The sequence below is a fragment of the Pseudomonas solani genome, assembly GCF_026072635.1.
GTDB classification, from domain to species: domain Bacteria; phylum Pseudomonadota; class Gammaproteobacteria; order Pseudomonadales; family Pseudomonadaceae; genus Metapseudomonas; species Metapseudomonas solani.
Genome location: NZ_AP023081.1, coordinates 201821 through 226293, shown reverse-complemented (window position 1 = coordinate 226293; position 24473 = coordinate 201821). Strand labels below are relative to the sequence as shown.

The window sequence follows — 24473 nt, the reverse complement described above, 5'->3', positions numbered from 1 at the left end:
CCATCGCCCCACCTGCGCAACGATGCCGGCTTTGCCCGGAAGCCCGCCCATGCGCCGCCTGCCGTCCCTCACCGCCCTGCGCACTTTCGAATCGGCTGCCCGCCATGCGCATTTCGGCCGTGCCGCCGCCGAGCTGTGCGTCACCGACAGCGCGGTGAGCCACCAGATCCGCCAGCTGGAGGAGCAGCTCGGCACCGAGCTGTTCGTCCGTGCCGGCCGCCAGGTGCGGCCCACGCCCCAGGCACGGCGCCTGCTGCACAGCCTGCAGCAGGCCTTCGAGCTGATCCTCGATGCCTGCGACGAGTTGCGCGACCCCGGCTCCCAGGCGCAGCTGCGCATCGCCGTGACCGCCGAGCTGGCGCAGAAGTGGCTGGTGGGCCGGCTGGCGGATTTCGGCGAGCGCCATCCGCACATCACCCTGCACCTCTACGTCCAGCCGCTGGAGTCGGCGCTGCCGGGCGAGGAGATCGACCTCGCCATCACCTACGGCACCGGCCCGGGGGATGCCAGCGCCTACTTCGTGCGGCCGCTGCCGGCCCTGCAGTTCTTCCCGGTGTGCAGCCCCGGCCTGTTCAACCAGCTGCCGCTCAAGCACCCGCGCGACCTGGCCCGCCACTGCCTGCTGCATGACGACCAGGACGGCAAGACCTGGAGCGCCTGGCTCAGCGTCCACGCCGGCGACCTGCAGCCGCTGCGGCACCTCTACCTGGGCCACGCCGGGCTGACCCTGGAAGCCGCCGCGCAAGGGCAGGGCGTGGCCATGGGCGACAACCTCACCAGCGCCGAGGACCTGGCCAGCGGCCGCCTGGTACGCCCCTTCGCCGCCAGCGTGGCGTCCCTGGGGCAATACGCGCTGGTCTGCGAACGGCTGCGCCTGGACAAGCCGGCGGTGGCCCAGTTCGTCGAATGGTTCAGCGATCAGCTGGCCGATAGCTGAATCCAATTCAAGGATTCCGCGATATTCATCATTGGTCGCCGGGGCACCGGCGCGCTTAACGTCAGGGCACTTCCAACCCTACTCCGAGGTTTCCCATGGCGCGTTCCCTGACTTCCCTCCCCAAGGCCGACGGCTTCCGCCTGCCCGGCGAATTCGAGCCCAAGGCCGGCTGTTGGCTCGGCTGGCCCGAGCGCACCGACGTCTGGCGCAACGGCGCCAAGCCCGCGCAGAAGGTCTGGGTGGAGATCGTCAGCGCCATCGCCAGCAGCGAGCCGGTCACCGTCTGCGCCTCCGCCACCCAGTACGCCAATGCCCGGCGCATGCTGCCGGCCCAGGTGCGGGTGGTGGAGATGACCTGCAACGACACCTGGTTCCGCGACAGCGGCCCGGCCTTCCTGGTCAACGACCAGAGCGGCGAGGTGCGCGGCGTGGACTTCGAATTCAACGCCTACGGCGGCCTCGATGGCGGCCTCTACTACCCCTGGGACAAGGACGACCAGATCGCCCAGAAGATCCTCGAGATCGAGAAGCTGGACCGCTACCGCGCGCCCTTCATCGCCGAGATGGGTGGCATCCAGACCGACGGCCAGCGCACCCTGCTGACCACCGAGCAGTGCCTGCTCAACCGCAACCGCAACGCCCACCTGGGCAAGGAGGAGGTGACCCGGCGGCTCTCCGACTACCTCGGCGCCGAGCAGGTGATCTGGCTGCCGCGCGGCTGCAAGTTCGACGAAACCGACGGCCACATCGACGACCTGGCCTGCTTCGTCCGCCCCGGCGTGGTGGTGATGCAGTGGACCGACGACCGTGACGACCCGCAGTGGGAGATCTACCAGGAGGCCTACGACATCCTGCGCAGCACCCGTGACGCCCGCGGCCGCGCGCTGGAGGTGCACAAGCTGCCGCAGCCCCGCGTGCTCACCTGGACGGCTGAGGAGGCCGCCGGCCTGGACCAGGTGGACGGCACCCACCTGCGCGAGGAGGGCACGCGCATCTGCGCCTCCTACATCAACTACTACGCCGGTAACTCCGCCATCGTCCTGCCGTTGTTCGGCGACGTCCACGACCAGGCGGCCGGCGCGGTACTCGCGGAGCTGTTCCCCAGGCACCGCATCGTCGGCATCGAGAACTCGCGGGAAATCCTCCTCGGGGCGGCAACGTCGCCTGCATCACCATGCCGCAATACGCCGCCAGCCGAGCTGGCTAGGGAGCCTTCGATGCACATGCGCACACTGGCAATAGCCCTGGGCCTGGCCCTCGGCAGCGGCATGGCCCAGGCGGCGAGCGAGCCGCCCAAGGTCAACCTGTACATCTGGAGCGAGTACCTGGCGCCGGATACGCTCTCCCGCTTCGAGGCCAGGACCGGCATCAAGGTGGTGGCCGACCACTTCGACTCCCTGGAAACGGTGGAGACCAAGCTGCTCACCGGTCGCAGCGGCTACGACCTGGTACTGACCGCCGGCCAGCACCTGCAGCGGGCCATCGCCAGCGGCGCATTGCAGCCGCTGGACAAGGCCAGGCTGCCGCACTTCCAGGGGCTGGACCCGGAGTTCACCGCGCACATGGCCAGCTTCGACCCGGGCAACCGCTACGCCGGGCTCTATGTCTGGGGCACCACCGGCTTCGGCTACCAGGAGGAGGCCATTCGCACGCGCATGGCCGACGCCCCCACCGACAGCTGGGCGATGCTGATGGACCCGGCGGTGGTCGCACGCTTCGCCGACTGTGGGGTGAGCTTCCTCAACGATCCCAACGAGGTGTTCGCCGCCGCCTTCCGCTACCTGGGGCTGGACATCAACCGCCAGAGCCTCGACGACCTCAAGCTCGCCGAGGCGCACCTGGCGAAGATCCGCCCGTCGATCCGCTACTTCGACAACGACCGCAACATCAACGACCTGGCCAACGGCAACACCTGCCTGGCGATGTCCTGGAACGGCAACGTGGCCATCGCCGCCGCCCAGGCCGAGCAGGCGCAGAAGCCCTTCAGGCTGCGCTACCGCATCCCGCGGGAAGGCACCCTGATCTGGTTCGACGCCATGGTGGTGCCCAAGGATGCGCCGCACCCCGAAGCCGCCCTGGCGCTGATGGACCACCTGATGACACCCGAGACCATCGGCGCCATCACCAACAACATCCACTACGCCAATGCGGTGCCGGCGGCCGCCGCCAGCGTCGACCCCGCCATCCTCGCCGACCCGGGCACCTACCCGCCGGCGGACGTGCGCGCCAAGCTCTACACCAAGAACGACAACACCAAGGCCTTCAACCGCGCCCTGACCCGCGCCTTCAGCAAGCTCAAGTCCGGCCTCTGAGCTACCCCCGCCCCGGCATCCGACCTTCGGGATGTCGGGCATCTTGACCGCCCCGTCGCGCTTGCTATCTAATGATATGCATTCTCATTTGGTATCCCTGGCACGCCGCATCCGGCAGCGTCGCCCGGTTACCTGTTGTCGGGGGCGTGCGTGCAGGTAGCGAGTCGAGCAGACGGGAGGCAGCCCCGTGGATGAGCAGTTCCGGGGCTCCGTCTCCGGCGCCTACCGCGCCTTCCATGCCGAGCTGCTGAAGTTCCTCGGCAAGCGCCTGGGCAGTTCCGCCGACGCCGCCGACCTCGCCCAGGATGCCTTCACCCAGTGGCTGGACTGGCGCGACCGCGACCAGGTCCGCCAGCCCCGCGCCTTCCTCTTCCAGATCGCCCGCAACCTGCTGCGTGACCACTGGCGCCGCCAGCAGGTGCGCGGTGCGGCCGACGGCGAGGGCGAACAGACGCTGGAAACCATGGTCGATGAACAAGGAGCGAGCCCCTTGGAACAGGTCGAGCAACATCAGCGCTTGCGCCTCCTGGCCTCGGCACTGGATGATCTGTCGCCGCGCCGGCGCGAGGCCTTCGTCCTGCACAAGTTCGATGGCCTGTCCCAGGCGGAAGTCGCCGCGCGCATGGGGATTTCCTTGAGCATGGTGGAAAAGCACATCGCCTGTGCCCTGCTGCATTGCAAGCAACGCGTGCAGGGCGACGTCCAGGCGGACGGACAATGAACACGAGCACCTGGATGGATTCCCGACCCTCGATCGACGAACAGGCCGCCACCTGGTACGCCCGCCGTACCAGCGGGCAGTTCACCGCCGAGCAGGAGGCCGAGCTGCAGGCCTGGCTGGCCACCAGCCCGGCGCACGCCAAGGCCTTCGCCGACATGCAGCTGATCTGGGCCGACTTCGATCGCGTGCCACGGCCCGTGCTCGCCACCCCGGTGGTCATGCTCAAGCCTCGCAGCCGGCGGACCCTGCCGCGCGCCATGGCCGCTTCGTTCGTGCTGCTCTGCGCCGCCCTGGCCACCTCGCAGGACTGGTTCGGCCGTGCGCCCAGCGTCGACCTGCAACTGAGCAGCGCCCGGGGCGAGCAGCGCCAGGTGGAGCTGGCCGACGGCTCGCGCATCGACCTCAACGTGGACACCCGCCTGCACGTGCGCCTCTACGACGACCACCGCGAAGTGGAACTGCTCCAGGGCGAGGCGTTCTTCGCCGTCGCCCGTGATGAACGACGCCCGTTCGTGGTGATGGCCGGGGAGGGCAGCGTGCGCGTGCTCGGCACCCGCTTCAGCGTCCGCCGGGGCGGCGAGCGCCTCGACGTGGCAGTGGAGAGCGGCAAGGTCGCGGTGAGCCCGGAGGCCGGCGGCAGTCACCGTGCCGAACTGGGTGCCGGCGACAGCGCCGATTTCGACTACCGCACCCGTCACCTGGAGCTCGGCCACCGCAGCCCCGAGGAAATCGCCAGTTGGCGGCGTGGCCAGTTGATCTTCCGTGATCGCCCGCTGGCCCAGCTGGTGGACGAGCTTTCCCACTACCGAAACGCGCCCGTGGGCCTGGCCGATGCCAGCCTCGCCGAGCGCCGTGTTTCCGGCAGCCTGAACATCGGCAAGCCGGATGCCTTCCTCGCCGCGTTGCCGCAACTGCTGCCGGTGCGCGTCGAATACCTGGCCAACGGAACGGCCCTGATCCACCCGCGCTGACACCCCGGAGCTGCTCCGGGGCCGCGCCGCGCGGGTACTTCGATGCAAGTGAAAATATTTTTCATTTGCATATGCGGGTTTTGCCGAGCGCTGCGTCTTCCTGATGTCCGCCTCATGCAAGGGCGGTTTTGCAGTACTTGGGGAGATTTGGATGAACACCCGTAGCACCCGTTTCGCGCTGCGCCGCCTCGTCGCCGGCGGCGCCCTGGCCACCCTCCTGCTCAGCGGCAGCGCCCTGGCTCAGGACCACGACTTCAACCTGCCGGCCCAATCCATGGCCAGCGCCCTGACCGCCCTGGCCCAGCAGAGCCAGCTGCAGATCCTCTTCGACGAGTCGCAGCTGCGTGACCTGCGCGCCCCGGCCCTGGCCGGCCGCTACAGCGCCCGCACTGCTCTTGAGCGTCTGTTGGCCGGCTCCGGGCTGGAGCTGGTGGAGGCGGGGGATGGGTTCGTGATTCGTCGTGTGGCCAGTGCCGGCCATGCCGCCGCCGATGACAACGTGCTGGAGCTGGGCAGCACCAACATCATGGGCAGCGCCATCGACTCCAGCTCGGTAGGGCGTTCTGTCCTGACCCAGGAAGACATCAACCGCAAGCAGGCGGACAACATCGCCGAGCTGCTCGACACCTTGCCGGGCGTGAGCTCCAGCGGCTCGCCCCGCCCCGGTGGCCAGACCCTGAACATCTGGGGCATGGGCGATGTGGAGGACGTCAAGGTCATCCTCGACGGCGCGCCCAAGGGCTTCGAGAAGTACCGCCAGGGCTCGGTGTTCATCGAGCCGGAACTGATCAAGAACGTCGAAGTGGACAAGGGTCCCCACAGCACCCTGTACGGCAATGGCGGCTTTGGTGGGGTGATCAAGGTGGATACCAAGGACCCGGCCGACCTGCTGCAGGACGGCGAGAACGTCGGCGCCTTCCTCAAGTACGGCTATCACACCAATGACCGCCAGGAGATCTACAGCGGCGCGGTGTATGGCCAGACCACCGACAAGATGCTCGATGGCCTGCTGTTCCTCACTGGGCGTGACGGCGACAACATCAAGCGCCCGGATGGCACGCGCTTCGTCTACTCCGAAAACAGCCTTGACGCCTTCCTGTTCAAGAGCAACTTCCGCCCCAACGACGAGCATGTCTTCACCCTGTCGGCCATGCAGTCCGGCAGCGAGGCCTGGGAGCCCTTCGCCGCCAAGCGCGATGAAATGGCTGCCCCCACTGCGGTGGAGATAGCCCGCTATGGCTTGGACGGTGCCTGGAAACGCAAGCTGGTGAACCGTGACCAGGACGACGAGAACTACTCGTTGAAGTGGAACTACACGCCGCTGGACAACCCGTTGGTGAATGTCACCGCGAGCTATGCCTATTCCAAGACCGACCAGCATGACAAGCGGCCGGCCAACGCGTCTGCGGGGTTCGCGTCTTCGCTGGGCAACGAGAGCTGGGTCAACTACACCGACCGGCTGGCGGAGCTGAAGAACGAAAGCCGCTTCGATACGGGGTTGTTATCCCATGTCGCTACAGTGGGTGTGCAATGGCACGGGCATGATCGCGACACGCTGATGAAGGACCTCAGCAAGCTGACTGACAGGACCTACAACTACGGCCTCTACCAGCCCTACTACATGCCGTCCGGCGAGCAGGAAACCCGCAGTGGCTATCTGCAGGACGCCATCACCATCGGCTCCGTGACCATCACCCCGGCACTGCGTTACGACCATGTCTACAGCCGTGGCGAGCCCAGCCTGGCGCCGCGCTACAACAGCCCCGATCCGGCCGTAGGGCACGACTACAGCAGCGTCACCTACAGTGGCTGGTCGCCGCGCCTGGGGCTGTTCTGGACCGCCACCGACAACCTGGCGTTCTTCGCCGACTACAGCAAGACCTGGCGCGCCCCTTTGATCGACGAACTGTACGAGGTGCAGAGCGCGGCGAGCAGTGTGCCCGCCACCAGTCGCAACCTGGACCCGGAGCGCATCACCGGGGTACGCCTGGGCAGCATCTTCAATTTCGACAAGCTGCTGGTGGACAGTGACAACCTGCAGATCCGCACCACGCTGTTTCGCAACCGTGGCAAGGACGAGATCTTCAAGCGCACCGGCGTCTATTGCCTCGCCAGCGTGACCGGCGGCAACAGTGCATGCCCGGGGCCGTTGGCCAACAACCGCAACCTGCCCGGCTACACCATCGAGGGGGTGGAGGTCGAATCCTTCTACGACAGCTCGCGCATCTTCGGCAGCCTGTCGGTGTCCTACATCCGCGGCAAGCGCGATGCCTCGCCGCGCAACCCCTGGGGCCCTGAAACCTGGCTTTCGGACATCCCTCCGCGCAAGGCGGTGGCGACCCTGGGCGTGAAGGTCCCGGAGATCGACATGGCCATGGGCTGGACCGGCAACTTCGTGCGCAAGCAGGACCGCTCCCCAACTGACGATGATCCTCTGGCGTCTGGCTGGAGCCTTCCCGAAACCCAGGGTTACGCCCTGCACGGCCTATTCGCGACCTGGCAGCCCAAGTACATCAAGGGCTTCGAGGCGCGGCTGGCGGTGGATAACCTGTTCAACCGCGAGTACTACCCCTACCTCGGCGAGTCCGTTTCCGGCGTTGGCCGCAACATCAAGTTCAGCGTCTCGCAATTCTTCTGAGGTGCCTTCCAGGGCGTCCCCGCGTTCGTGGGGATGCCCGCTCCCTTCGGAGCTTCGGGTTGCCCCCGACCTGCGTGCCCACCATCACTGCACAGCCCCCTCGCATGCACACCCCGTAGGAGCGCGCTCTGCTCGCGAAGCGCTGGCCCGCGCTTCGGCTCAGCCGCCAAGCCGCTGCAAGAGCGCGGCGGCGGTGGGTTCGGAGGAGGCGGGGTTCTGGCCGGTGATGAGGTTGCCGTCGGTGACCACATGGGGCTGCCAGTCGGCGACCTTGGAGTACTGGCCGCCCTGTTCGCGCAGCACGTCTTCCACCAGGAAGGGCACCACGGCGGTGAGGCCGACGGCCTCTTCCTCGTTGTTGGAGAAACCGGTCACCGCGCAGCCCTGCACCAGCGGGTTGCCGTCGGCGGCGCGGGCGTTGCGCAGCACGCCGGGGGCGTGGCAGACGGCGGCCACCGGTTTGCCGGCGTGGTGCAGGTCTTCGATCAGGCGGATGGAGAAGGGGTCGTCCACCAGGTCCCAGAGCGGGCCGTGGCCGCCGGGGTAGAACAGCGCGTCGTAGTCGGCCGATACCAGCCCGGACAGCGGCAGGGTGTTGGCCAGGGCCTGGCGGGCCTGCTCGTCGGCGCGGAAGCGGTGGGTGGCTTCGGTCTGTGCGTCGGGCTCGTCGCTCTTCGGGTCCAGCGGTGGCTGGCCGCCCCGGGGGGAGGCCAGGATCACCTCGGCGCCGGCATCGCGGAAGGCGAAGTAGGGGGCGGCGAACTCTTCGAGCCAGAAGCCGGTCGGCTTGCCGGTATCGCCCAAGCGGTCGTGCGAGGTCAGCACCATGAGGATTTTCATCGGCAACTCCTTGAGGTTATCGAGGGGTGTGACTGGCGCTCCTCCGGCAAGGTTCCGGTCGCCGGCCGATGAATTCTAGACGCGTCCTGGAAGCTGTTCTCAGTCCTGCGGCGGACGCCTGCGCGCGGTGAGTCCACGGAGGAAGTTGCGCAGGATCTGGTCGCCGCAGGCGCGATAGTTCTTGTGGTCCTTCTTGCGGAACAGCGCGCCGATTTCCGCCCGGGTCATGGGCAGGTCCGCTTCCTGGAGGATGGCGAGGATGTCGTCCTCGCGCAGCTCGAAGGCCACCCGCAGCTTCTTCAGGATCTGGTTGTTGCTCATCGGCAGTTCCATGGGCAGGGGCGGGCGGCTCTCGTCCTTGCCACGCAGGGTGTACACCAGGCCGTCGAGGAAACCGGCGAGGCGTTTGTCGCTGCAGGAGTGGTAGCCCTCTTCGTCATCACGGACCAGCCAGGAGGCCACTTCCTGGCGGCTGACTTCCTGGTCGGCCAGGCCGATGATTTCCAGCACCCGGGCGTCGCTGATATCCAGCAGGTAGCGCAGGCTGCGCAGTACATCGTTGTTGGTCATGGGGTGTTCCGTCGGGAGTGGCGGCCGGAAGGGGGCCGGCAACTAGACTGAGGACGTCGACGCCGAAAGGCGGGAGGTCCATATGAAGGGCGCCATTGTGCTCGCATTCGCGGCGCTGGTCGCGGTCAGTTGTGGCATCCAGGCGCAACAGCCGCCGTTGCTGCGTTCCCCCGGCACGCCGGCACCGGGTTCGCCCGGTACGGCCACGCCACAACCCTATCCCCAGGCCAGCCCACCGAGCCTGCCGGCCGCTGCGCCGCGTTCGGGCAGCCCGCCGCTGCTGGTCAACCCGCCGACAACGCGCCAGGCGGACCCGCGCGACGAGCGCATCCCGGCCCTGCAGGAGCAGCTGGATCGCAACAGCAAGGGCCTGGGCGGCAGTGAGAAGAAGCCGGCGCCCTAGCGCAGCAGTGGCGGCACGCGGGCCTGGAGCAGGTCCACCAGGGCCGGGTCCATGTACTCGTAGTCGTCGGGGATATCCAGGCTGACCACGCGCTTGCCCTTGAGGGCGGCGGGGAAGCGTGCGGCGAGCTTGCGCCGGTGGCTGCTCTCCATCACCAGGATCAGGTCGGCCCAGGCCAGGGCTTCGGGCATCACCGGGGTTTCCGCCTCGGCCTTGAGGCCGGCCGAGTCGGTTTCGATCCCCGGCCAGCTGGCGAACAGCTGCTCGGCGGTGGGGCTGCGCAGGCGGTTCTGCCCACAGATGAACAGCAGGCGCTGCACCTTCATCGGCCGGTGAGCCCCAGCACCTTGAGCAGGAAGGCGTACTCCAGGGCGACGTCGCGCAGCGCCTGGTAGCGCCCGCTCATGCCGCCGTGGCCGGCGCCGAGGTCGGTCTTGAGCAGCAGCAGGTTGTCGTCGGTGCGGGTGGCGCGCAGCTTGGCCACCCACTTGGCAGCTTCCCAGTACTGCACCCGCGAGTCGTTGTAGCCGGCCACCACCAGCAGCGCCGGGTAGGCCTGGGCACGCACGTTTTCGTAGGGCGCGTAGCTGCGGATGCGCTCGAACACCTCGGGCTCGTTCGGGTCGCCCCACTCGTCGTACTCGGTGACGGTCAGCGGCAGGTCGGGGTTCTGCATGGTGTTGAGCACGTCGACGAAGGGCACTTCGGCGATGGCGGCGGCGAACAGGTCGGGGCGCTGGTTGAGCACGGCGCCCATGAGCAGGCCACCGGCGCTGCCGCCGCTGATCACCAGTTGCTCGCGGCTCGTCAGGCCTTCGCCGATCAGGTGTTCGGCGCAGGCGATGAAGTCGCTGAAGCTGTTGGCCTTGTGCTCCAGCTTGCCGGCGCGGTACCAGGCCTCGCCCAACTCGCCGCCGCCGCGCACGTGGGCGATGGCGAAGACGAAGCCGCGCTCCAGCAGGCTCAGACGGGCGTGGGAGAACCAGGGGTCGAGGCTTTCGCCGTAGGCACCGTAGCCGTAGAGGTAGAGCGGCGCGGGTTGGCCCAGCACGTCGCGGCGGGCGACCAGGCTGATGGGCACGCGGGTGCCGTCGGCGGCGGTGGCCCAGAGGCGCTGGCTGACGTAGGCGTCGGCGTCGAAGGGGCCTTCCACCGGGGTTTGCTTGAGTACCCGCTGCTCGCCATCGGCCAGGCGCAGCTCGCGGACCTGGGCCGGGCGGGAGAGGGCCTCGTAGCGCAGGCGGATGGCCGGGCTGTGGAACTCCATGCTGTCCTGCACGTAGAGGCTGTAGGCGGCGTCCGGCAGTTGCACGCGGTAGGGCGCGGCGCCACGGGGGTGCACCTGGATGATCGGCAGGCCGCCCTCGCGCAGGCTGAGGGTGAAGGCTTCGGCGTTCATGCCCACGCCTTCGAGCATGCAGTCGGGGTTGTGGCCGATCAGCTCGTGCCAGTGGGCGCGCTCGGGCGTCGCTTCGGGGGCCTGGTAGAGGGCGAAGTTGATGCCGGTCTGGTTGCTGCGGATCAGCCAGCACCACTGGCCGTCCACCTGGCCGTGGTCGGCGTAGTACTCGTGGCCTTCCTCGCGCGGGGCCAGGCAGCGGAAGTCGCCGTCGGGGGTGTCGGCGTCCAGCACCCAGCTTTCGCTGGTGGTCTTGCTGCCCAGCATCAGCACCAGTTGGCGCTCGGAGCTGGCGCGGTGGCAGCCGAGGAAGAAGCGGCCGTCGGCCTCCTCGAACACCAGCTCGGCGTCGGCCTCGCCCAGGCGGTGACGGTACAGGCGGTGCGGGCGATGGGTGTCGTCCAGCTCGCCGAAGAACAGGGTGCGGCTGTCGTTGGCCCAGGTCATGCTGCCGTCGCAGTCGTCGAAGGGCAGGGCGCTGATGGCGCCGTCGACCAGGTTCTTGACGTAGAGGCGGTAGATCTCGTCGCCGCTGGTGTCCAGGCTGTAGGCCAGCAGTCGGTGGTCGGGGCTGACGCTGAAGGCGCCGAGGGAAAGGAAGCCGCCCTCGGCCAGGGCGTTCGGGTCGAGCAGCAGTTGCTCGGTCGCCTCGTCCACCTCGAAGCCTTCGGCTGGGCGTGCGCAGCGGTAATGGCGCGGGTATTCGTCACCGGCGGTGGTGCGCTGGTAATAGAGGTAGGGGCCCCAGGGCGTGGCGAGGGACAGGTCGGTCTCGCGGATGCGCCCGCGGATTTCCTCGAACAGCGCCTCGCGCAGCGGTGCTTCGGCGGCCAGGTGCTGGTCGAGCCAGGCGTTCTCCGCCTTGAGGTAGTCGAGCACCTCGGGTGCGTCGCGCTCCTCCAGCCAGCGGTAGGGATCGGCTCCGGCCTGGATGCGGGCGATGGGGGCTTCGGACATGGCGGTTCTCACGGCTAGGCGTTGCGGGCCGGGCGACGGCGGGGACGCCGGGCTTCGGAAAAGTCGCTATCATAAGCGCCCCTTTGCCCGCCTTGCCATGGAAGCCCATGAACGAACACGACTATCTCCTCGCCTGGGGCGCCTATGGCGTCGCGGCCTTGGGCTGCCTGCTGGTGAGCTTCCGCGCCACCGGCTGGATGTGGCGCTGGCTGCGCGAGCCCCTGCGCCTGATAGTCGCCGTGCTGCTGCTGACGCCGACCCCGGTGGACCCCGGCCGCGACCTCTACGCGCCGGCCGTGGCGGTGACTGCGCTGGACATCGTGTTCAAGGTGGGCAACAACGCCTGGAAGGCGGTTTCCGACCTGGCCATGTACGGCATGATCGGCCTGGTGCTTTACCTCATCTTCGTCGCCATCCGCTGGCCCATCGAACGTGCCATCCGTGCCCGTCGCGCCGAGCGCGAGAAGCCGGCGGTCGCGGACGAGGAAGAAGAGGAGCCGACCCTGCGCCAACTGATGGAGCGTGAATCCACCGGCCATGTGGACACCCGTCTCGACGATCGTGGCGACCGCCGCCTGCGCATCGAGCCGCGTCTCTGACACCAGGCAGCGCGCCGCGCCGGCTACGAGGAATACCCATGGATTGTGTGTTCTGCGCCATCGCCGGCGGCAAGCTGCCGGCCCATCTGCTGCACGAGGACGAGCACTTCCTGGTGCTGCTGGACATCTTCCCCCTGCGCCCGGCCCATGTGCTGGTGGTGGCCCGCGAGCACGCGCCGTTCCTCGCCGACCTCGGCGCCCCGGCGCGCCAGCGCCTGGTGGAGCAGGCCCTGCGCGTGGGCGAGGCCTTGCGCGGTGCGGGCTATGGTCGCCAAGGCATCAACCTGCTGATCAACGACGGCCCGGATTCCAACCAGCACGTGCCCCATCTGCACCTGCACCTGATTCCCCGGCAACGGGGCGACCTGGCCGCGCTGCTGTGGCGTATCCTCACCCGCTTCCTGCCCTTTGGCCGTGCCCGCATCCAGGCGCGCCTGGAGCGGGAAGCCGAACAACTGCGACAGGCATTGAAACGAGAGCCCTGAACCATGTGCGAATTGCTCGGCATGAGCGCCAATGTGCCCACCGATATCGTCTTCAGCTTCACCGGCCTGATGCAGCGCGGCGGCGGCACCGGCCCGCACCGTGACGGCTGGGGCATCGGCTTCTACGAGGGTCGTGGCCTGCGCCTGTTCCAGGACCCCTCGGCCAGCGTCGACTCCGAGGTGGCGCGCCTGGTGCAGCGCTACCCGATCAAGAGCGAAACGGTGATCGGCCACATCCGCCAGGCCAACGTCGGCAAGGTCAGCCTGGCCAACACCCATCCCTTCGTCCGCGAGCTGTGGGGCCGCAACTGGTGCTTCGCCCACAACGGCCAGCTCGCCGACTTCCACCCGGCCGCCAGCTTCTACCGGGCGGTGGGCGACACCGACAGCGAGGCGGCCTTCTGCGACCTGCTCAACCGTGTGCGCCAGGGCTTCCCCGAGCCGGTGCCGGTGGAGGTGTTGCTGCCGGTGCTGGTGCAGGCCTGCTCCGAGTACCGCAGCCGGGGCGTGTTCAACTGCCTGCTCAGCGACGGTGACTGGCTGTTCTGCTTCTGCACCACCAAACTGGCGCAGATCACCCGGCGTGCGCCCTTCGGCCCGGCGCGACTGAAAGACGCGGACCTGACCGTGGACTTCCAGTCCGAGACCACGCCCAATGACGTGGTAACGGTGATCGCCACCGAGCCGCTGACCGACAACGAAACCTGGACGCTCTACCAGCCCGGCGCCTGGAGCCTGTGGCGGCGGGGCGAGTGCCTGGCCTCCGGGCAGACCTGAACAACGAGAGGGAATATCGATGCTGCGAAGCTACCTGCGACTGGCGCTGTTCGCCCTGGGTCTGCTCATCGGGGTGCAGGTGCCCGGGTTCGTCGATGACTACGCCAAGCGCGTCGAGGCCCATCGCCTGGAGGCTGAGACCGGGCTCAAGGGCTTCCGCGAGACCGCCCAGCGTTTCTTCGATGGCGACCTCGCCGCGCTGGTGGCCCACTACCGCGCCAGCAACGACCCGGTGATGCGCAGCGACGCCGACAGCGTGGCCACCCTGGTCAACCGCGATGCCTTGCTGCAGCGCGAGTGGGAGGCCATGCAGGGCGCCTGGTACGCGCGCACCTGGCACGTGGCCACGAGCGCCGACCACGACCTGTTGCTGGAAACCGCCAACGCCTACAGCTACCAGGTGCTGCTGGTGCCCGAGGCGATGGCCTGGGGCATCGTCTGCGCGCTGCTGCTGGCCTGGGTGGTGGAAAGCCTGTTCCTCGGCCTCGCCCTGCTCGCTGGCGGCAACGGCAAGCGGGTGCAGCAGCGCCATTGGCGCTGAGGCCGAGGGTGGTGTCGAGTACGAACCAAGATCCGCCCTGCGGCTCATAGCCCGAAGCGGTCGGCCTCCTCGCGCAGGGTGCTGGCCAGGGTGAGGAAGCCGTCGTAGAGCAGTTGGTCGTTGCTGGAGGCGTTGCTGACGCTGGCGCGGACGAACTGCGGCACCGTGGCGCGGCCCACGGCGAAGGCTTCGGCGGCGGTGATCAGGTAGTTCTTCAGCTTCAGGTCGGCCTCGATGTCCGAGGCGCGCCAGGCTTCCGGTACTTCGATCCAGAAGTGCGGACTCTGCGGATGGGTGCGGTAGTTGAGCCCGTCCAGCAGCCGTTCCACCAATGCCTTGCGTCGGCCGATCTCGTGGATCTGCTGGCTCAGCAACTTCTCCGCCGTACCGTTCTCGATCCATAGCGTCGACAGCTCCAGCGCCAGGGGCGTGGCCATCCAGCAGGTGGCGCGCAGGGCTGCGGCGATGCGGCTGACCAGTGCCGTCGGCGCATGCAGGTAGCCCACCCGCAGGCCGGCGGCCACCGCCTTGCTCAGGCTGCTGATGAGGATGGTGCGCTCCGGGGCGTAGAGGCTCAGGGGCGGCGGGCGGTCCTCCACCAGCACCGCGTGGGCCTCGTCTTCGATGATCAGCAGGTTGTGCTCGCGGCACAGGCGCGCGATGGCGTCGCGGCGCTGGTGCGAGAGCACGCCGGTGGTGGGGTTCTGGATGGTCGGTGTGCAGTAGAGCGCGGTGACCCGGTTGTTGCGGCAGATCTCGTCGAGGGAGGCGGGGACCAGCCCTTCCTCGTCCATGTCCGCGCCGAGCAGCTTGATGCCGAGCATCCGGGCCAGGGTGATCAGCCCCGGGTAGGTGAGCTGCTCGGTGACCAGGATATCCCCCGCGCGCAACAGGCCCATCAGGGTGCAGAGCAGCCCGTGCTGGCCGCCGTTGACGCACAGCACCTGGTCCGCCTGGGGCTGGAAGTCGCCGTGGGCCAGCCAGTTCGCGCCCACCTGGCGGTAGCGCGGCAGGCCGATGTCCGGCGTGTAGCGGGTCAGGTCCTGCAGGGTCTGCGGGTCGTTGGCCAGGTCCAGCAGGCTCTGCGCCAGAAAGGCTGTTTCATGCCCGGGGATGTGCATGTTGCGGCTCATGTCGTAGAGCTCCGGCGCCTCTTCGATGAAGTTGCGGAAGCCCTCGTCGCGCTTGCGTTCCAGCCCCCGGCGGCGGACGAAGGTGCCGTCGCCGACGCGGGCTATCACCAGCCCCATGCGTTCCAGCTCGGCGTAGGCGCGGCTGACGGTGCCGATGGTCACCCCCAGGCGGTCGGCCAGGTTGCGATGCGGCGGCAGCTTGGCGCCGCCTTCCAGGGTGCCCTCGAGAATCCTGATTTCCATGGCTCCGGCGAGGCGCTTGTACTTCGCGCCCTGGCCGGAATCCAGTGCTGATTTCAGAATTGACACCGTGTCAATAATTGGTTTGACAGCCATTTTTCGTCCTAATAGCCTGATTGAGCTGTGTCAATCAGTGATTGATACCCAGGTTTTAGAGGTCAATTTAGCAGCAAGGATGAATTGCCATCATGCCAATGTCCGCCGTAATTGAAAACACCGGAAAATCGCAAAAGCACTGGTTGGCCGGATTCATCACCAGCCTGCTGTTTCTCGTGGTGTGCCTGAGCTGGGGCACCACCTGGCTGGGCATCAAGATCGCCGTGGAGAGCGTGCCGCCCCTGACTTCCTCGGGCCTGCGCTTCCTCATCGCCTTCCCGCTGTTCATCTGCTTCGCCCTGGTCCGTGGCGACTCGATCCTGTTCCCCCGCGAGCGCCTGGGCTTCTTCGCCTTCGTCACCCTGAGCTACTTCAGCATTCCCTACTACCTGCTCAATTACGGCGAGATGCATGTCTCCTCGGGGCTCACCGCACTGCTGTTCAGCTGCATGCCGGTGTTCATCCTGATCTTCTCGTCGCTGTTCCTGCGCGAGCGCATCTACCTGTCCCAGGTGGTGGGCATCGGCATCGGCTTCGGCAGCCTGTTCATGATCCTGCGCAGCCAGGGCCTGCGCCTGGACCACGCCGAATTCCTCGGCGTGCTGGCGATCCTCGCCGCCGCAGTGATGCATGCGCTGTGCTACGTGATCACCAAGCAGAAGGGCGAGGGCATCAGCGTCATCACCTACAACACGCTGCCCATCGGCCTGGCCGGGGCGATGCTGTTCCTCGCCGGCCTGGTGGTGGAACAGCCGGACTTCAGCCAGGTCACCTCGCGCTCCTGGCTGGCGCTCACCTACCTGGGCCTGTGCGCGTCGGTGGGCGGCTTCATCGTCTACTTCTTCCTGCTCAAGCGCCTGAGCCCGGTGATCCTCTCCTTCGTCTTCATCATCTTCCCGGTGTTCGCCGTGGTCATCGGCTCCTGGTACGAGGGGCAGGCCATCTCCCGCGACCTGGCGCTGTACTCGGCGATCCTGCTCGCCGGTTTCGCCATCACCAAGCTGCCCGTGGAAAAACTCCTGACGCGCAAGCCCTGACAACGAGGACCACATGGACGTGATCGATCGCGACACCCTGCAGCCGATCTACCGCCACGCCTGCGAGACCTACCCCGAGGAGTGCTGCGGCTTCGTCTTCGCCGATGGCGAGGTGCACCTGGGCAGCAACATCCAGAACCTGCTCAACCAGCGCAGCCCCGAGGTGTTCCGGCGTGACGCCAGCACCGGCTTCACCTTCGCGGTGGCCGACACCCTGCTGCTCAACCGCAGCCTGCGCGGCGACAACCCGGTGCGGGTCATCTACCACTCGCACCCCGACGTCGGCGCCTACTTCAGCCGCGAAGACGAGGACAAGGCGCTGTTCATGGGCGAGCCGATCCACCCCGTCGCCCACCTGGTGGTGGATGTGCGGGCCGGCCGGGCCCACGGCGCGAAGCTGTTCGAGTGGAGCGGAGAATCCTTTGTCTGCAGCCGGGAATACCCCGGCACCCCATAACGACCTGCATAAAAGGAGTTGGCTATGAATACGGTGATCTTCCCGGATGTACTGGCACGTGTCGCCAAATTGCCGGAGGCCCGCCTGCAAGGGCAGGGCACCACGGTGCGCGAGCTGGTCGAGGATATCTGCAGCCGCCACGCGGGGCTGCGTGACCACCTGTTCTATGGAAACGACCAGTTCAAGGAGCACTTCCTGCTCAGCGCCAACGGCGAGCTTGTGGACGGCGACAGCAGCCTGGAGGCAGGCGCCGAGCTGGACATCATGCTCGCCACCTCCGGGGGCCTGGACAGCGATGAGCTGAGCAACGACGAGGTGCGCCGCTACGTGCGCCACATCACCCTGCCGGACGTCGGCCGCCAGGGCCAGTTGCGCCTGAAGAAGGCGCGGGTGCTGATCATCGGCACCGGCGGCCTGGGTTCTCCGGTGAGCCTGTACCTCGCCGCCGCCGGCATCGGCACCCTGGGCCTGGTGGATTTCGACCGCGTCGAGGCCAGCAACCTGCAGCGCCAGGTGGTGCATGGCACCAGCACCCTGGGCCTGCCCAAGGTCGAGTCGGCGCGCCGTCGCCTGCTGGACCTCAACCCGGACATCCACATCGATGCCCACGACTGCGCCCTGACTCCGGATAACGCCCTGAAGCTGGTGGGCGACTACGACCTGGTGGTGGACGGTACCGACAACTTCGCCACCCGCTACCTGGTCAACGATGCCTGTGTGCTGCTGGGCCGGCCGCTGGTTTACGGCGCGCTGCACCGCTTCGACGGGCAGATCAGCGTGTTCAACCATCAGGACGGCCCCTGCTACCGCTGCCTGTTTCCCAAGAGCCCGCCGGCGGAGCTGGCACCCAACTGCAGCGCCGGCGGGGTGATCGGCGTGCTGCCCGGCGTGGTCGGGCTGCTCCAGGCCACCGAGGCGGTGAAGCTGGTCCTCGGCATCGGCGAGCCCCTGGTGGGCCGGCTGATGCGCTTCGACGCCCTGGCGATGAAGTTCAACGAAGTGCGCTTCAAGCGCCGCGCCAACTGCCCGTCCTGCTCGCCCGGCCGCACCTGCATGCAGCCGCTGGAAGAGGAGGTTTCGGCCTGTTCTTCCAGCATCCCGCCTGCCAGCACGCTACCGGCGGATTTCCGCATCACCGCGCTGGAGCTGCAGCAGCTCCTGGCCTGTGGCACCGATCTGCAACTGCTGGACGTGCGCGAAACCAACGAGCTGGAGGTGTGCCGCCTGCCCGGCAGCCTCAACCTGCCGCTGGGCGAGCTGGACGCTCGCCTCGACGAGCTGGATCGCCAGCGCCCGCTGTGCATCGTCTGCTACGGCGGCACCCGTGCCGAACGCGCGGCGCTGCTGCTGCTGGCAGCGGGCTTCACCCAGATCCAGGTGCTGCAGGGCGGCATCAAGGCCTGGGCGCGGGATGTCGACACCGACATGCCGCTGTACTGAGGAGGCGCGCGATGATCCACGAATCCCTGCTCCAGGCCATTGGCGAGACGCCCGTGGTGCGCCTGGCCGCCTTCAGCGCCGAGACCGGGCTGGAGGTGTACGCCAAGCTGGAGTCGCTCAACCCCGGTGGCAGCCACAAGGCACGCATCGCCCTGGGCATGGTCCGCGACGCCGAGGCCCGGGGCATCCTCGTGCCCGGCAGCGGGCAGACCATCATCGAACCCAGTGGTGGCAACACCGGCATCGGCCTGGCCATCGCCGGCAACATCCTCGGCTACCGCGTGGTCCTGGTGATCCCCGACAACTACAGCCCCGAGAAACAGAAGGTGCTGCGCCTCTACGGTGCCGAGGTGGTGCTCTCCGACAGCCGCCTTGGCAACAACTCCCATGGCGAGAAAGCCATGGAGCTGCAACTGGAGAACCCCGGCTACGTGATGCTCAACCAGCAACGCAATGCCGCCAACCCGGAAACCCACAGACGCAGCACCGCGCAGGAGATCCTCCGCGACTTCGCCGATCGCCCCCTCGATTGCCTGGTGGCGGGCATCGGCACCGGCGGCCACATCACCGGGCTGGGCGAGACGCTCAAGGCGCGCTGGCCTTCGCTGCGGGTGTTCGGCGTCGAACCGGAGCAGTGCGACCTGCTCGCCGACCGCCACGCGCCGCACGAGATCCAGGGCCTGTCCATCGGCCTGGTGCCGAGCATCCTCAACCTCGGGGTGCTCGACGGCATGCTCAAGGTAGCCAAGGCGGATTGCCTGGAGCGTGTGCGCCGCACCATGCGTAGCGACGCGGTGAGCCTGGGGCTGTCCTCGGCCGCCAATCTGGTGGCCATCGCCAGCCTGGCCGGCGAGCTGCCGCGCGGCAGCCGGGTACTGACCCTGATCTACGACGGTGTGGACGGCTACCTGCCGCATTTCGAATAACGAGCCTGGGGAGGGCGACAGGATGTGGGGATATCTCGACAGGTTGCGGCTCTATGACGAGCTGCTCGATCAACTGGTGCATGCACTCAAGCCGAACGAGCTGGACCAGCTCATGCCCCACCTGGACGGCATCATGGACGTGGCCGTGCAGCAGGTGGCAGACGACCTTCAGGCCTATGCCCAGCGCGACCCCGCCACGGCCGGGCGCATCGACCTGGTGCTCGGCTCCTATGCCTCCTTCAAGGCGGTGCTGTTCCATCGCCTGGCGCACCAGGTCTGGACCCACGGTGTGGTGGACGGGCACGAGGCCATGGCGCACAAGCTGGCCAGCACCGGCAAGTTGCTGTCCGGCGCCGAGATCCACCCGGCGGCGCGCATCGGCAAGCGTTTCGTGCTCGACCATGGCTTCGGCACCGTGATCGGCCAGACCTGCGAGATCGGCGACGACTGCTACCTGCTCAGTGGCGTCACCCTCGGCGCTTCGGGCATCGCCGACAACCCGGGCGGCAAGCGCCACCCGCGCCTGGGCAATCACGTGGAGGTAGGCGCGGGGGCGCGTATCCTCGGGCCCATCAGCATCGGCGACAACGTATTCATCAGCCCGGCCTGCGTGATCACCCGCGACGTGCCGGCCAACACCAAGGTCAGCATCGTCAACCAACTGCAGATGCAGCGCGCGTCGATGTCGTCCAACTGCGGCTACCTGGGGGCCTTCGCCCTCAACGAGCGGGTGCACCTGGTGGGCGAGCTGCCGGAAAGCGGCGAGGTGCTGGTGCTGGACGCCGAGCACCGGCGCTTCGGCTGCATGGCCCTGGAATGCACGGTGCACGAGCGCAACCACCGCCAGTACCGGCTGCGCAGCATCGGCCTGGCCCTGCCGGCGCCCCGTTACCCGCTGCACCTGCGGATCATCGGCCCCGACCACGACATCACCCTGCTCGACCCACCTGGCCTCAGCGCACTCGTGCGCTCGCAACTGCAACCCTATTTCCTGAGCATCGGAGGCTGAAATGTCCGTATTCGCCATGCACACCCGCGCCCTGTTCGACGAAGCCCCCTACCAGCGCACCTTCACGGCCCGCGTGCTCGCGGTGAGTGACCAGGGCGTGGCGCTGGACCAGACGCTGTTCTACCCCACCGGCGGCGGCCAGCCGGGGACCAGGGCCACCTGCTGTTGCCGGATGGTTCGGTGGTGGCGGTGGTCGGCACCCAGCGCGACCCGCTGCTGCGCTCGATGATCTGGCACCAGTTGGAGGAGGGCGCCGTGCCCGTCACCGCAGGCCTCGAACTGCAGGGCTGCCTGGATTGGGAGCGGCGCTTCCAGCACATGAAGATGCACACCTGCCTGCACCTGCTGTGCTCGATCATCGATGCCCCCGTCACCGGTTGCAGCATCGCGGCCGACAAGGGCCGCCTGGATTTCGACCTGCCGGAATCGACCCTGGACAAGGAGCACCTGACCCATGCGCTGAACGAGCTGATCGAGGGGGCGCTGGATGTGCGCACCCATATGCTGCCGGCCAGCGAATACAACACGGTGCTGGAGATGACCCGCACCCAGGCGGTGGCGCCGCCGGTGCTGCAGGGCCTGGTGCGGGTGGTGGACATCCCCGGGGTGGACATCCAGCCCTGTGGCGGCACCCATGTGCGCAACACCCGCGAGATCGGCCGGGTGGTGTGCGACAAGATCGAGAAGAAGAGCCGTCACAACCGCCGCGTGACCCTGCGCTTCGCCTGAGGCAGCAAGGCTGGGCGGCTTGCGCTAGCCGCCGGGGTACAGGCCCTGCTCGCGCAGGCGCTTGTACAGCGTGTTGCGGCTGAGGTTGAGGCGGCGCGCAAGGTCGGAGATGTTGCCGCCGCAGGCCTGCAGCTGGGCGGCGAGGCTGGCGTCCGTCGGCTGGGTTGGCGTGGTGCCGTGGCTGGGCGGCGGGGTTTCTTCCAGGTCGGCGAAGAAGTCGTCCGGCAGGTGCTCGCGGCGGATGGGCTGTTCTTCCGCCATGGCCAGGGCGATCTGGATCACGCTGCCGGCCTGGCGCAGGTTGCCGGGCCAGGGGTGGGCCATGAAGAGTTCGTGCACATCGTTGCTGAAGCCGGCCCACTGGCGCGGCTCGCGGTGCTGCTCCCAGAGGCGGCGGAACAGCTCGCCACGGTCGCTGCGTTCGCGTAGGGGCGGCAGTTCGAGGTTGAGGCCGCTGACGCGGTAGTAGAGGTCCTGGCGGAACAGCCCGGCGTCCACATCCTGGCGCAGCGGGCGGTTGGTGGCCGAGACCAGGCGGATATCCACCGGGTAGGGTTCGCCGCCGCCGAGGGGCTGCACGCTGCGCTCCTGCAGTACCCGCAGCAGCCGGGCCTGGACGTTGAGGGGCATGTCGCCGATCTCGTCGAGGAACAGGGTGCCCTTGTCGGCCTTGCGGATCAGGCCGACGCTGCCCTTCTGGTTGGCACCGGTGAAGGCGCCCTTTTCGTAACCGAACAGCTCCGACTCCACCAGCTCGGCCGGAATGGCCGCGCAGTTCACCGCCACCAGCGCCTTGCCGGCGCGGGAGCTGGCCTGGTGCAGGGCCTTGACGAACACCTCCTTGCCGACGCCGGTCTCGCCCTGGATGAGGATGGGGATGTCCTTTTCCAGCAGCCGTTGCGCCTGCTGCACCACGCGGTCGACACGGGCATCGCCCAGGCTGATGGTGCCGAGGGTCAGCTCGCCGGCCGGCGCTTCGCTCGGGGTCGCGGGGGCGGGGCGGAAATCACGGGCCTCGATGCGAGGCTTGCGCGGGCGCAGCAGGCGGCCATGGAAGCGGTAGCGGCCGGCGGCCCGCAGCGGGAAGGGCAGGTTGTCGGGCTGTGCAAGCAACTGAGGCAGGCTCAGGTCGAACAGGCTTTCGATGTTCATCCACGACAGGCCGATGCCCAGCAGCGAGTCGGCGCGGCGGTTGGCCGAAACCACCTGGCCGGCCTCGTCGAACACCAGCAGCCCGGCCCACTGGCTGTCGAGGTTGTCCAGGCTGGTGTTGAAGCTGAGCTGGAAGTAGTCGTCCTTGAAGCGCCCGAGGATCAGCCGGTTCTCCACCGACTGGCTCATCATCTTGACCATGCCCAGGGTGTGCGAGGGCGGCAGGTAGCTGTCGCTGGAGACGTCGAGCACGCCGATCATCTGCCGGGTGGCGTCGAAGATCGGCGAGGCGGAGCCGGTCATGAAGCGGTTGGCCTTGAGGAAGTGCTCGTCGCGCTGGATGTGCACGGCCTGGCCGCAGGCCAGCGCGGTGCCGATGGCGTTGGTGCCGGTGGTGCGCTCCTGCCACAGGGCGCCAGCGACGAAGCCGGCGGCCTGGGAGGGTTCGACGAAGCGGCGGTCGCCCCAGGACTGCAGCAGCTGGCCCTGGTTGTCGGCGAGCATGATCAGGCAGTTGGAGTTGGCGAGAATGTTCTCGTAATAGGGCAGGACCTCCTGGTGGGTGGTCTGCACGAGGAAGTGCCGGCTCTCCAGCAGTGCCGAGACGTCGCCCGCGGCGGCGTCGCCGAAGCTCGGTCGGCTCTGGTGGGTGAGGCCGAAGTCGCGGCAGCGGTTCCACGAGTCGCGGACGATCGCATCGTGGTTCGGCGCCGGTACGGGCGCCTGGGCAGGGGTGGCCATGTGAGCCTCGCAGCGTTCTTGTTGTTATGGGGCATTCGCTCTGCGGCGATCCGAGCAGTGTTGTTCATGGCTGTTCAAAGTCAACGTTCGAAGTGTTCAGTTGTTCACATTCGAATGTTCAATACTGTTCAAGTGAACATTCGTGCGTGGCGCTGAATTTCACTAAAAACCAGCTTAATCAATGTGATAGAAGATTTTTGGTGCTCCTGGCACGGAAGTCGCCTTGTGGTAGCGCGGCCCAGAGCCGCGAATGGCTGAGAACAACCACAAGGACACGCCATGTCGTTAACGCTGGAGCATGTCTGCCGCGTCGTCGACCATCAGGTCTACATAGACGATGCCTGCCTGAGCTTCGAGCCGGGTTCCTTCAACGTGCTGGTCGGCCGGACCCTGGCCGGCAAGACCTCACTGATGCGCCTGATGGCCGGGCTGGACAAGCCCAGCAGCGGGCGCATCCTGCTCAACGGCGTCGACGTGACCGGGGTGCCGGTGCGCCGCCGCAACGTGTCGATGGTCTACCAGCAGTTCATCAACTATCCCAACCTCACGGTGTTCGAGAACATCGCTTCGCCGCTGCGGCAGAGCGGCGTCGGCCGTGAGGAGATCGAGCGCAAGGTGCGCGAGACGGCGCAGATGCTGCGCATCGAGAAGTTCCTGCAGCGCCACCCGCTGGAGCTTTCCGGTGGCCAGCAGCAACGCACGGCCATGGCCCGGGCGATGGTCAAGGACGCCGACCTGGTGCTGTTCGACGAGCCCCTGGTTAACCTCGACTACAAGCTGCGCGAGGAGCTGCGCCAGGAGATGCGCGAGCTGTTCCGCACCCGCCGCAGCATCGCCGTGTACGCCACCACCGAGCCCAACGAGGCGCTGGCCCTGGGCGGCACGGTGACCATCCTCCACGAGGGCCGGGTGATCCAGAGCGGGCCGACCACCGAGGTGTACCAGCGGCCGCAGCAGGTGCTGGCCGCCGAGCTGTTCTCCGAGCCGCCGATCAACCTGGTGGACGGGCGCATCAGCGAAGGCGAGGTGAGCTTCCGTGATTTCGTCCACTTCCCGCTGACCACCGAGCTGCGCGAACTGGGCGAGGGCGCCTACCGCTTCGGCGTGCGCCCCGGCCACATCGGCCTGGTGCCCTCCAACGACGACGACCTGGAGCTGGCGGTGAAGGTGGAGCTGGCCGAGATCAGCGGCTCCGAGACCTTCCTCCATGTGCGCAGCGAGCATTTCGCCCTGGTGCTGCACCTGCAGGGCGTGCACGAGTACGACGTGGATGCGCCGATTCGCATCTACATCCCCACCCACAAACTCTTCGTCTTCGACGCCCAGGACCGCCTGGTCCTGGCGCCGAGCCGTCGTACCTGAG

20 protein-coding genes and 3 pseudogenes are annotated in these 24473 nt (G+C 67.7%); 17 read left to right on the top strand and 6 right to left on the bottom strand.

What is annotated here, in order from left to right:
* Positions 1 to 49 precede the first annotated feature (49 nt).
* The 6 genes and pseudogenes from PSm6_RS01075 (at position 50) to PSm6_RS01050 (ending at position 7579) form a co-directional block, all read left to right on the top strand.
* Positions 50 to 937, top strand: coding sequence for a LysR substrate-binding domain-containing protein (locus PSm6_RS01075; protein ID WP_021220468.1), 888 nt, complete (start codon positions 50 to 52; stop codon positions 935 to 937).
* Positions 938 to 1032: 95 nt separating this feature from the next.
* Positions 1033 to 2144 (top strand): annotated as a pseudogene (gene aguA, locus PSm6_RS01070) (agmatine deiminase).
* A 10-nt stretch (positions 2145 to 2154) separates the two neighbouring features.
* Positions 2155 to 3249 (top strand): extracellular solute-binding protein, encoded by a 1095-nt coding sequence (locus PSm6_RS01065; protein ID WP_021220470.1) that lies wholly within the window; start codon positions 2155 to 2157, stop codon positions 3247 to 3249.
* A gap of 187 nt (positions 3250 to 3436) precedes the next feature.
* Positions 3437 to 3970 carry a sigma-70 family RNA polymerase sigma factor gene (locus PSm6_RS01060; RefSeq protein ID WP_021220471.1) on the top strand — a complete coding sequence of 178 codons (534 nt, stop codon included), beginning with the start codon at positions 3437 to 3439 and terminating at the stop codon, positions 3968 to 3970.
* 14 nt (positions 3971 to 3984) lie between these two features.
* The gene (locus tag PSm6_RS01055) at positions 3985 to 4941 is read left to right on the top strand and encodes a FecR family protein (protein WP_158480992.1); all 957 of its coding nucleotides are present in this window, start codon (positions 3985 to 3987) and stop codon (positions 4939 to 4941) included.
* A 151-nt stretch (positions 4942 to 5092) separates the two neighbouring features.
* Complete coding sequence (locus PSm6_RS01050) at positions 5093 to 7579, top strand: TonB-dependent receptor (protein ID WP_265169295.1); 2487 nt, start codon at positions 5093 to 5095, stop codon at positions 7577 to 7579.
* A 159-nt stretch (positions 7580 to 7738) separates the two neighbouring features.
* Here PSm6_RS01050 and PSm6_RS01045 read toward each other — a convergent pair whose 3' ends face one another.
* Positions 7739 to 8419 carry a type 1 glutamine amidotransferase domain-containing protein gene (locus tag PSm6_RS01045; protein WP_265169294.1) on the bottom strand — a complete coding sequence of 227 codons (681 nt, stop codon included), beginning with the start codon at positions 8417 to 8419 and terminating at the stop codon, positions 7739 to 7741.
* Between the two features lie 99 nt (positions 8420 to 8518).
* The gene (locus PSm6_RS01040; RefSeq protein WP_265169293.1) at positions 8519 to 8989 is read right to left on the bottom strand and encodes a YehS family protein; all 471 of its coding nucleotides are present in this window, start codon (positions 8987 to 8989) and stop codon (positions 8519 to 8521) included.
* An 82-nt stretch (positions 8990 to 9071) separates the two neighbouring features.
* On the opposite strand from PSm6_RS01040, the gene PSm6_RS01035 reads away from it, so the two are divergent.
* Positions 9072 to 9392, top strand: a complete 321-nt coding sequence (locus PSm6_RS01035) for a hypothetical protein (protein ID WP_021220476.1) — start codon at positions 9072 to 9074, stop codon at positions 9390 to 9392.
* Here the strand turns inward: PSm6_RS01035 and PSm6_RS01030 are convergent.
* Together PSm6_RS01030 and PSm6_RS01025 are read right to left on the bottom strand one after the other, a co-directional pair.
* Entirely contained in the window at positions 9389 to 9712 is a 324-nt protein-coding gene (locus tag PSm6_RS01030; protein WP_265170485.1) for a low molecular weight protein tyrosine phosphatase family protein, read from the bottom strand. The genes PSm6_RS01035 and PSm6_RS01030 overlap by 4 nt on opposite strands.
* 2 nt (positions 9713 to 9714) lie before the next feature.
* The gene (locus PSm6_RS01025; RefSeq protein ID WP_265169292.1) at positions 9715 to 11748 is read right to left on the bottom strand and encodes a S9 family peptidase; all 2034 of its coding nucleotides are present in this window, start codon (positions 11746 to 11748) and stop codon (positions 9715 to 9717) included.
* A gap of 107 nt (positions 11749 to 11855) precedes the next feature.
* Here PSm6_RS01025 and PSm6_RS01020 point away from each other — a divergent pair, with 107 nt between their 5' ends.
* The 4 genes from PSm6_RS01020 to PSm6_RS01005 are packed head-to-tail and all read left to right on the top strand — an operon-like array spanning position 11856 to position 14150.
* A complete protein-coding gene (locus PSm6_RS01020; RefSeq protein ID WP_043246110.1) occupies positions 11856 to 12347 on the top strand; it encodes a hypothetical protein in 492 nt (163 codons plus the stop codon).
* A 38-nt stretch (positions 12348 to 12385) separates the two neighbouring features.
* Positions 12386 to 12832: an HIT family protein gene (locus tag PSm6_RS01015; RefSeq protein ID WP_021220480.1), complete on the top strand. Its 447-nt coding sequence runs from the start codon at positions 12386 to 12388 to the stop codon at positions 12830 to 12832.
* A gap of 3 nt (positions 12833 to 12835) precedes the next feature.
* The gene (locus PSm6_RS01010) at positions 12836 to 13609 is read left to right on the top strand and encodes a class II glutamine amidotransferase (RefSeq protein WP_021220481.1); all 774 of its coding nucleotides are present in this window, start codon (positions 12836 to 12838) and stop codon (positions 13607 to 13609) included.
* 19 nt (positions 13610 to 13628) lie between these two features.
* On the top strand, positions 13629 to 14150 hold the full coding sequence (locus PSm6_RS01005; RefSeq protein ID WP_021220482.1) for a DUF2937 family protein: 522 nt from the start codon (positions 13629 to 13631) through the stop codon (positions 14148 to 14150).
* Positions 14151 to 14194: 44 nt separating this feature from the next.
* On the opposite strand, the gene PSm6_RS01000 is transcribed toward PSm6_RS01005, so the two are convergent.
* A complete protein-coding gene (locus tag PSm6_RS01000) occupies positions 14195 to 15619 on the bottom strand; it encodes an aminotransferase-like domain-containing protein (RefSeq protein ID WP_031288127.1) in 1425 nt (474 codons plus the stop codon).
* Between the two features lie 98 nt (positions 15620 to 15717).
* Here PSm6_RS01000 and PSm6_RS00995 point away from each other — a divergent pair, with 98 nt between their 5' ends.
* The 5 genes and pseudogenes from PSm6_RS00995 to PSm6_RS00970 all read left to right on the top strand — a co-directional run bounded on the left by PSm6_RS00995 (position 15718) and on the right by PSm6_RS00970 (position 21217).
* A complete protein-coding gene (locus PSm6_RS00995; RefSeq protein ID WP_021220484.1) occupies positions 15718 to 16656 on the top strand; it encodes a DMT family transporter in 939 nt (312 codons plus the stop codon).
* Between the two features lie 13 nt (positions 16657 to 16669).
* Positions 16670 to 18553, top strand: a pseudogene (gene moeB, locus PSm6_RS00990) (molybdopterin-synthase adenylyltransferase MoeB).
* An 11-nt stretch (positions 18554 to 18564) separates the two neighbouring features.
* A complete protein-coding gene (locus tag PSm6_RS00985; protein ID WP_021220487.1) occupies positions 18565 to 19479 on the top strand; it encodes a PLP-dependent cysteine synthase family protein in 915 nt (304 codons plus the stop codon).
* Positions 19480 to 19501: 22 nt separating this feature from the next.
* Positions 19502 to 20488, top strand: a complete 987-nt coding sequence (locus PSm6_RS00980) for a serine O-acetyltransferase (RefSeq protein WP_031288130.1) — start codon at positions 19502 to 19504, stop codon at positions 20486 to 20488.
* A 1-nt stretch (position 20489) separates the two neighbouring features.
* Positions 20490 to 21217, top strand: a pseudogene (locus tag PSm6_RS00970) (alanyl-tRNA editing protein).
* 24 nt (positions 21218 to 21241) lie between these two features.
* Here the strand turns inward: PSm6_RS00970 and PSm6_RS00965 are convergent.
* Positions 21242 to 23110: a sigma-54-dependent Fis family transcriptional regulator gene (locus PSm6_RS00965; protein WP_265169289.1), complete on the bottom strand. Its 1869-nt coding sequence runs from the start codon at positions 23108 to 23110 to the stop codon at positions 21242 to 21244.
* A 279-nt stretch (positions 23111 to 23389) separates the two neighbouring features.
* Between PSm6_RS00965 and PSm6_RS00960 the strand changes: the two genes are divergently transcribed.
* Entirely contained in the window at positions 23390 to 24472 is a 1083-nt protein-coding gene (locus PSm6_RS00960; protein WP_265169288.1) for an ABC transporter ATP-binding protein, read from the top strand.
* Position 24473 lies beyond the last annotated feature (1 nt).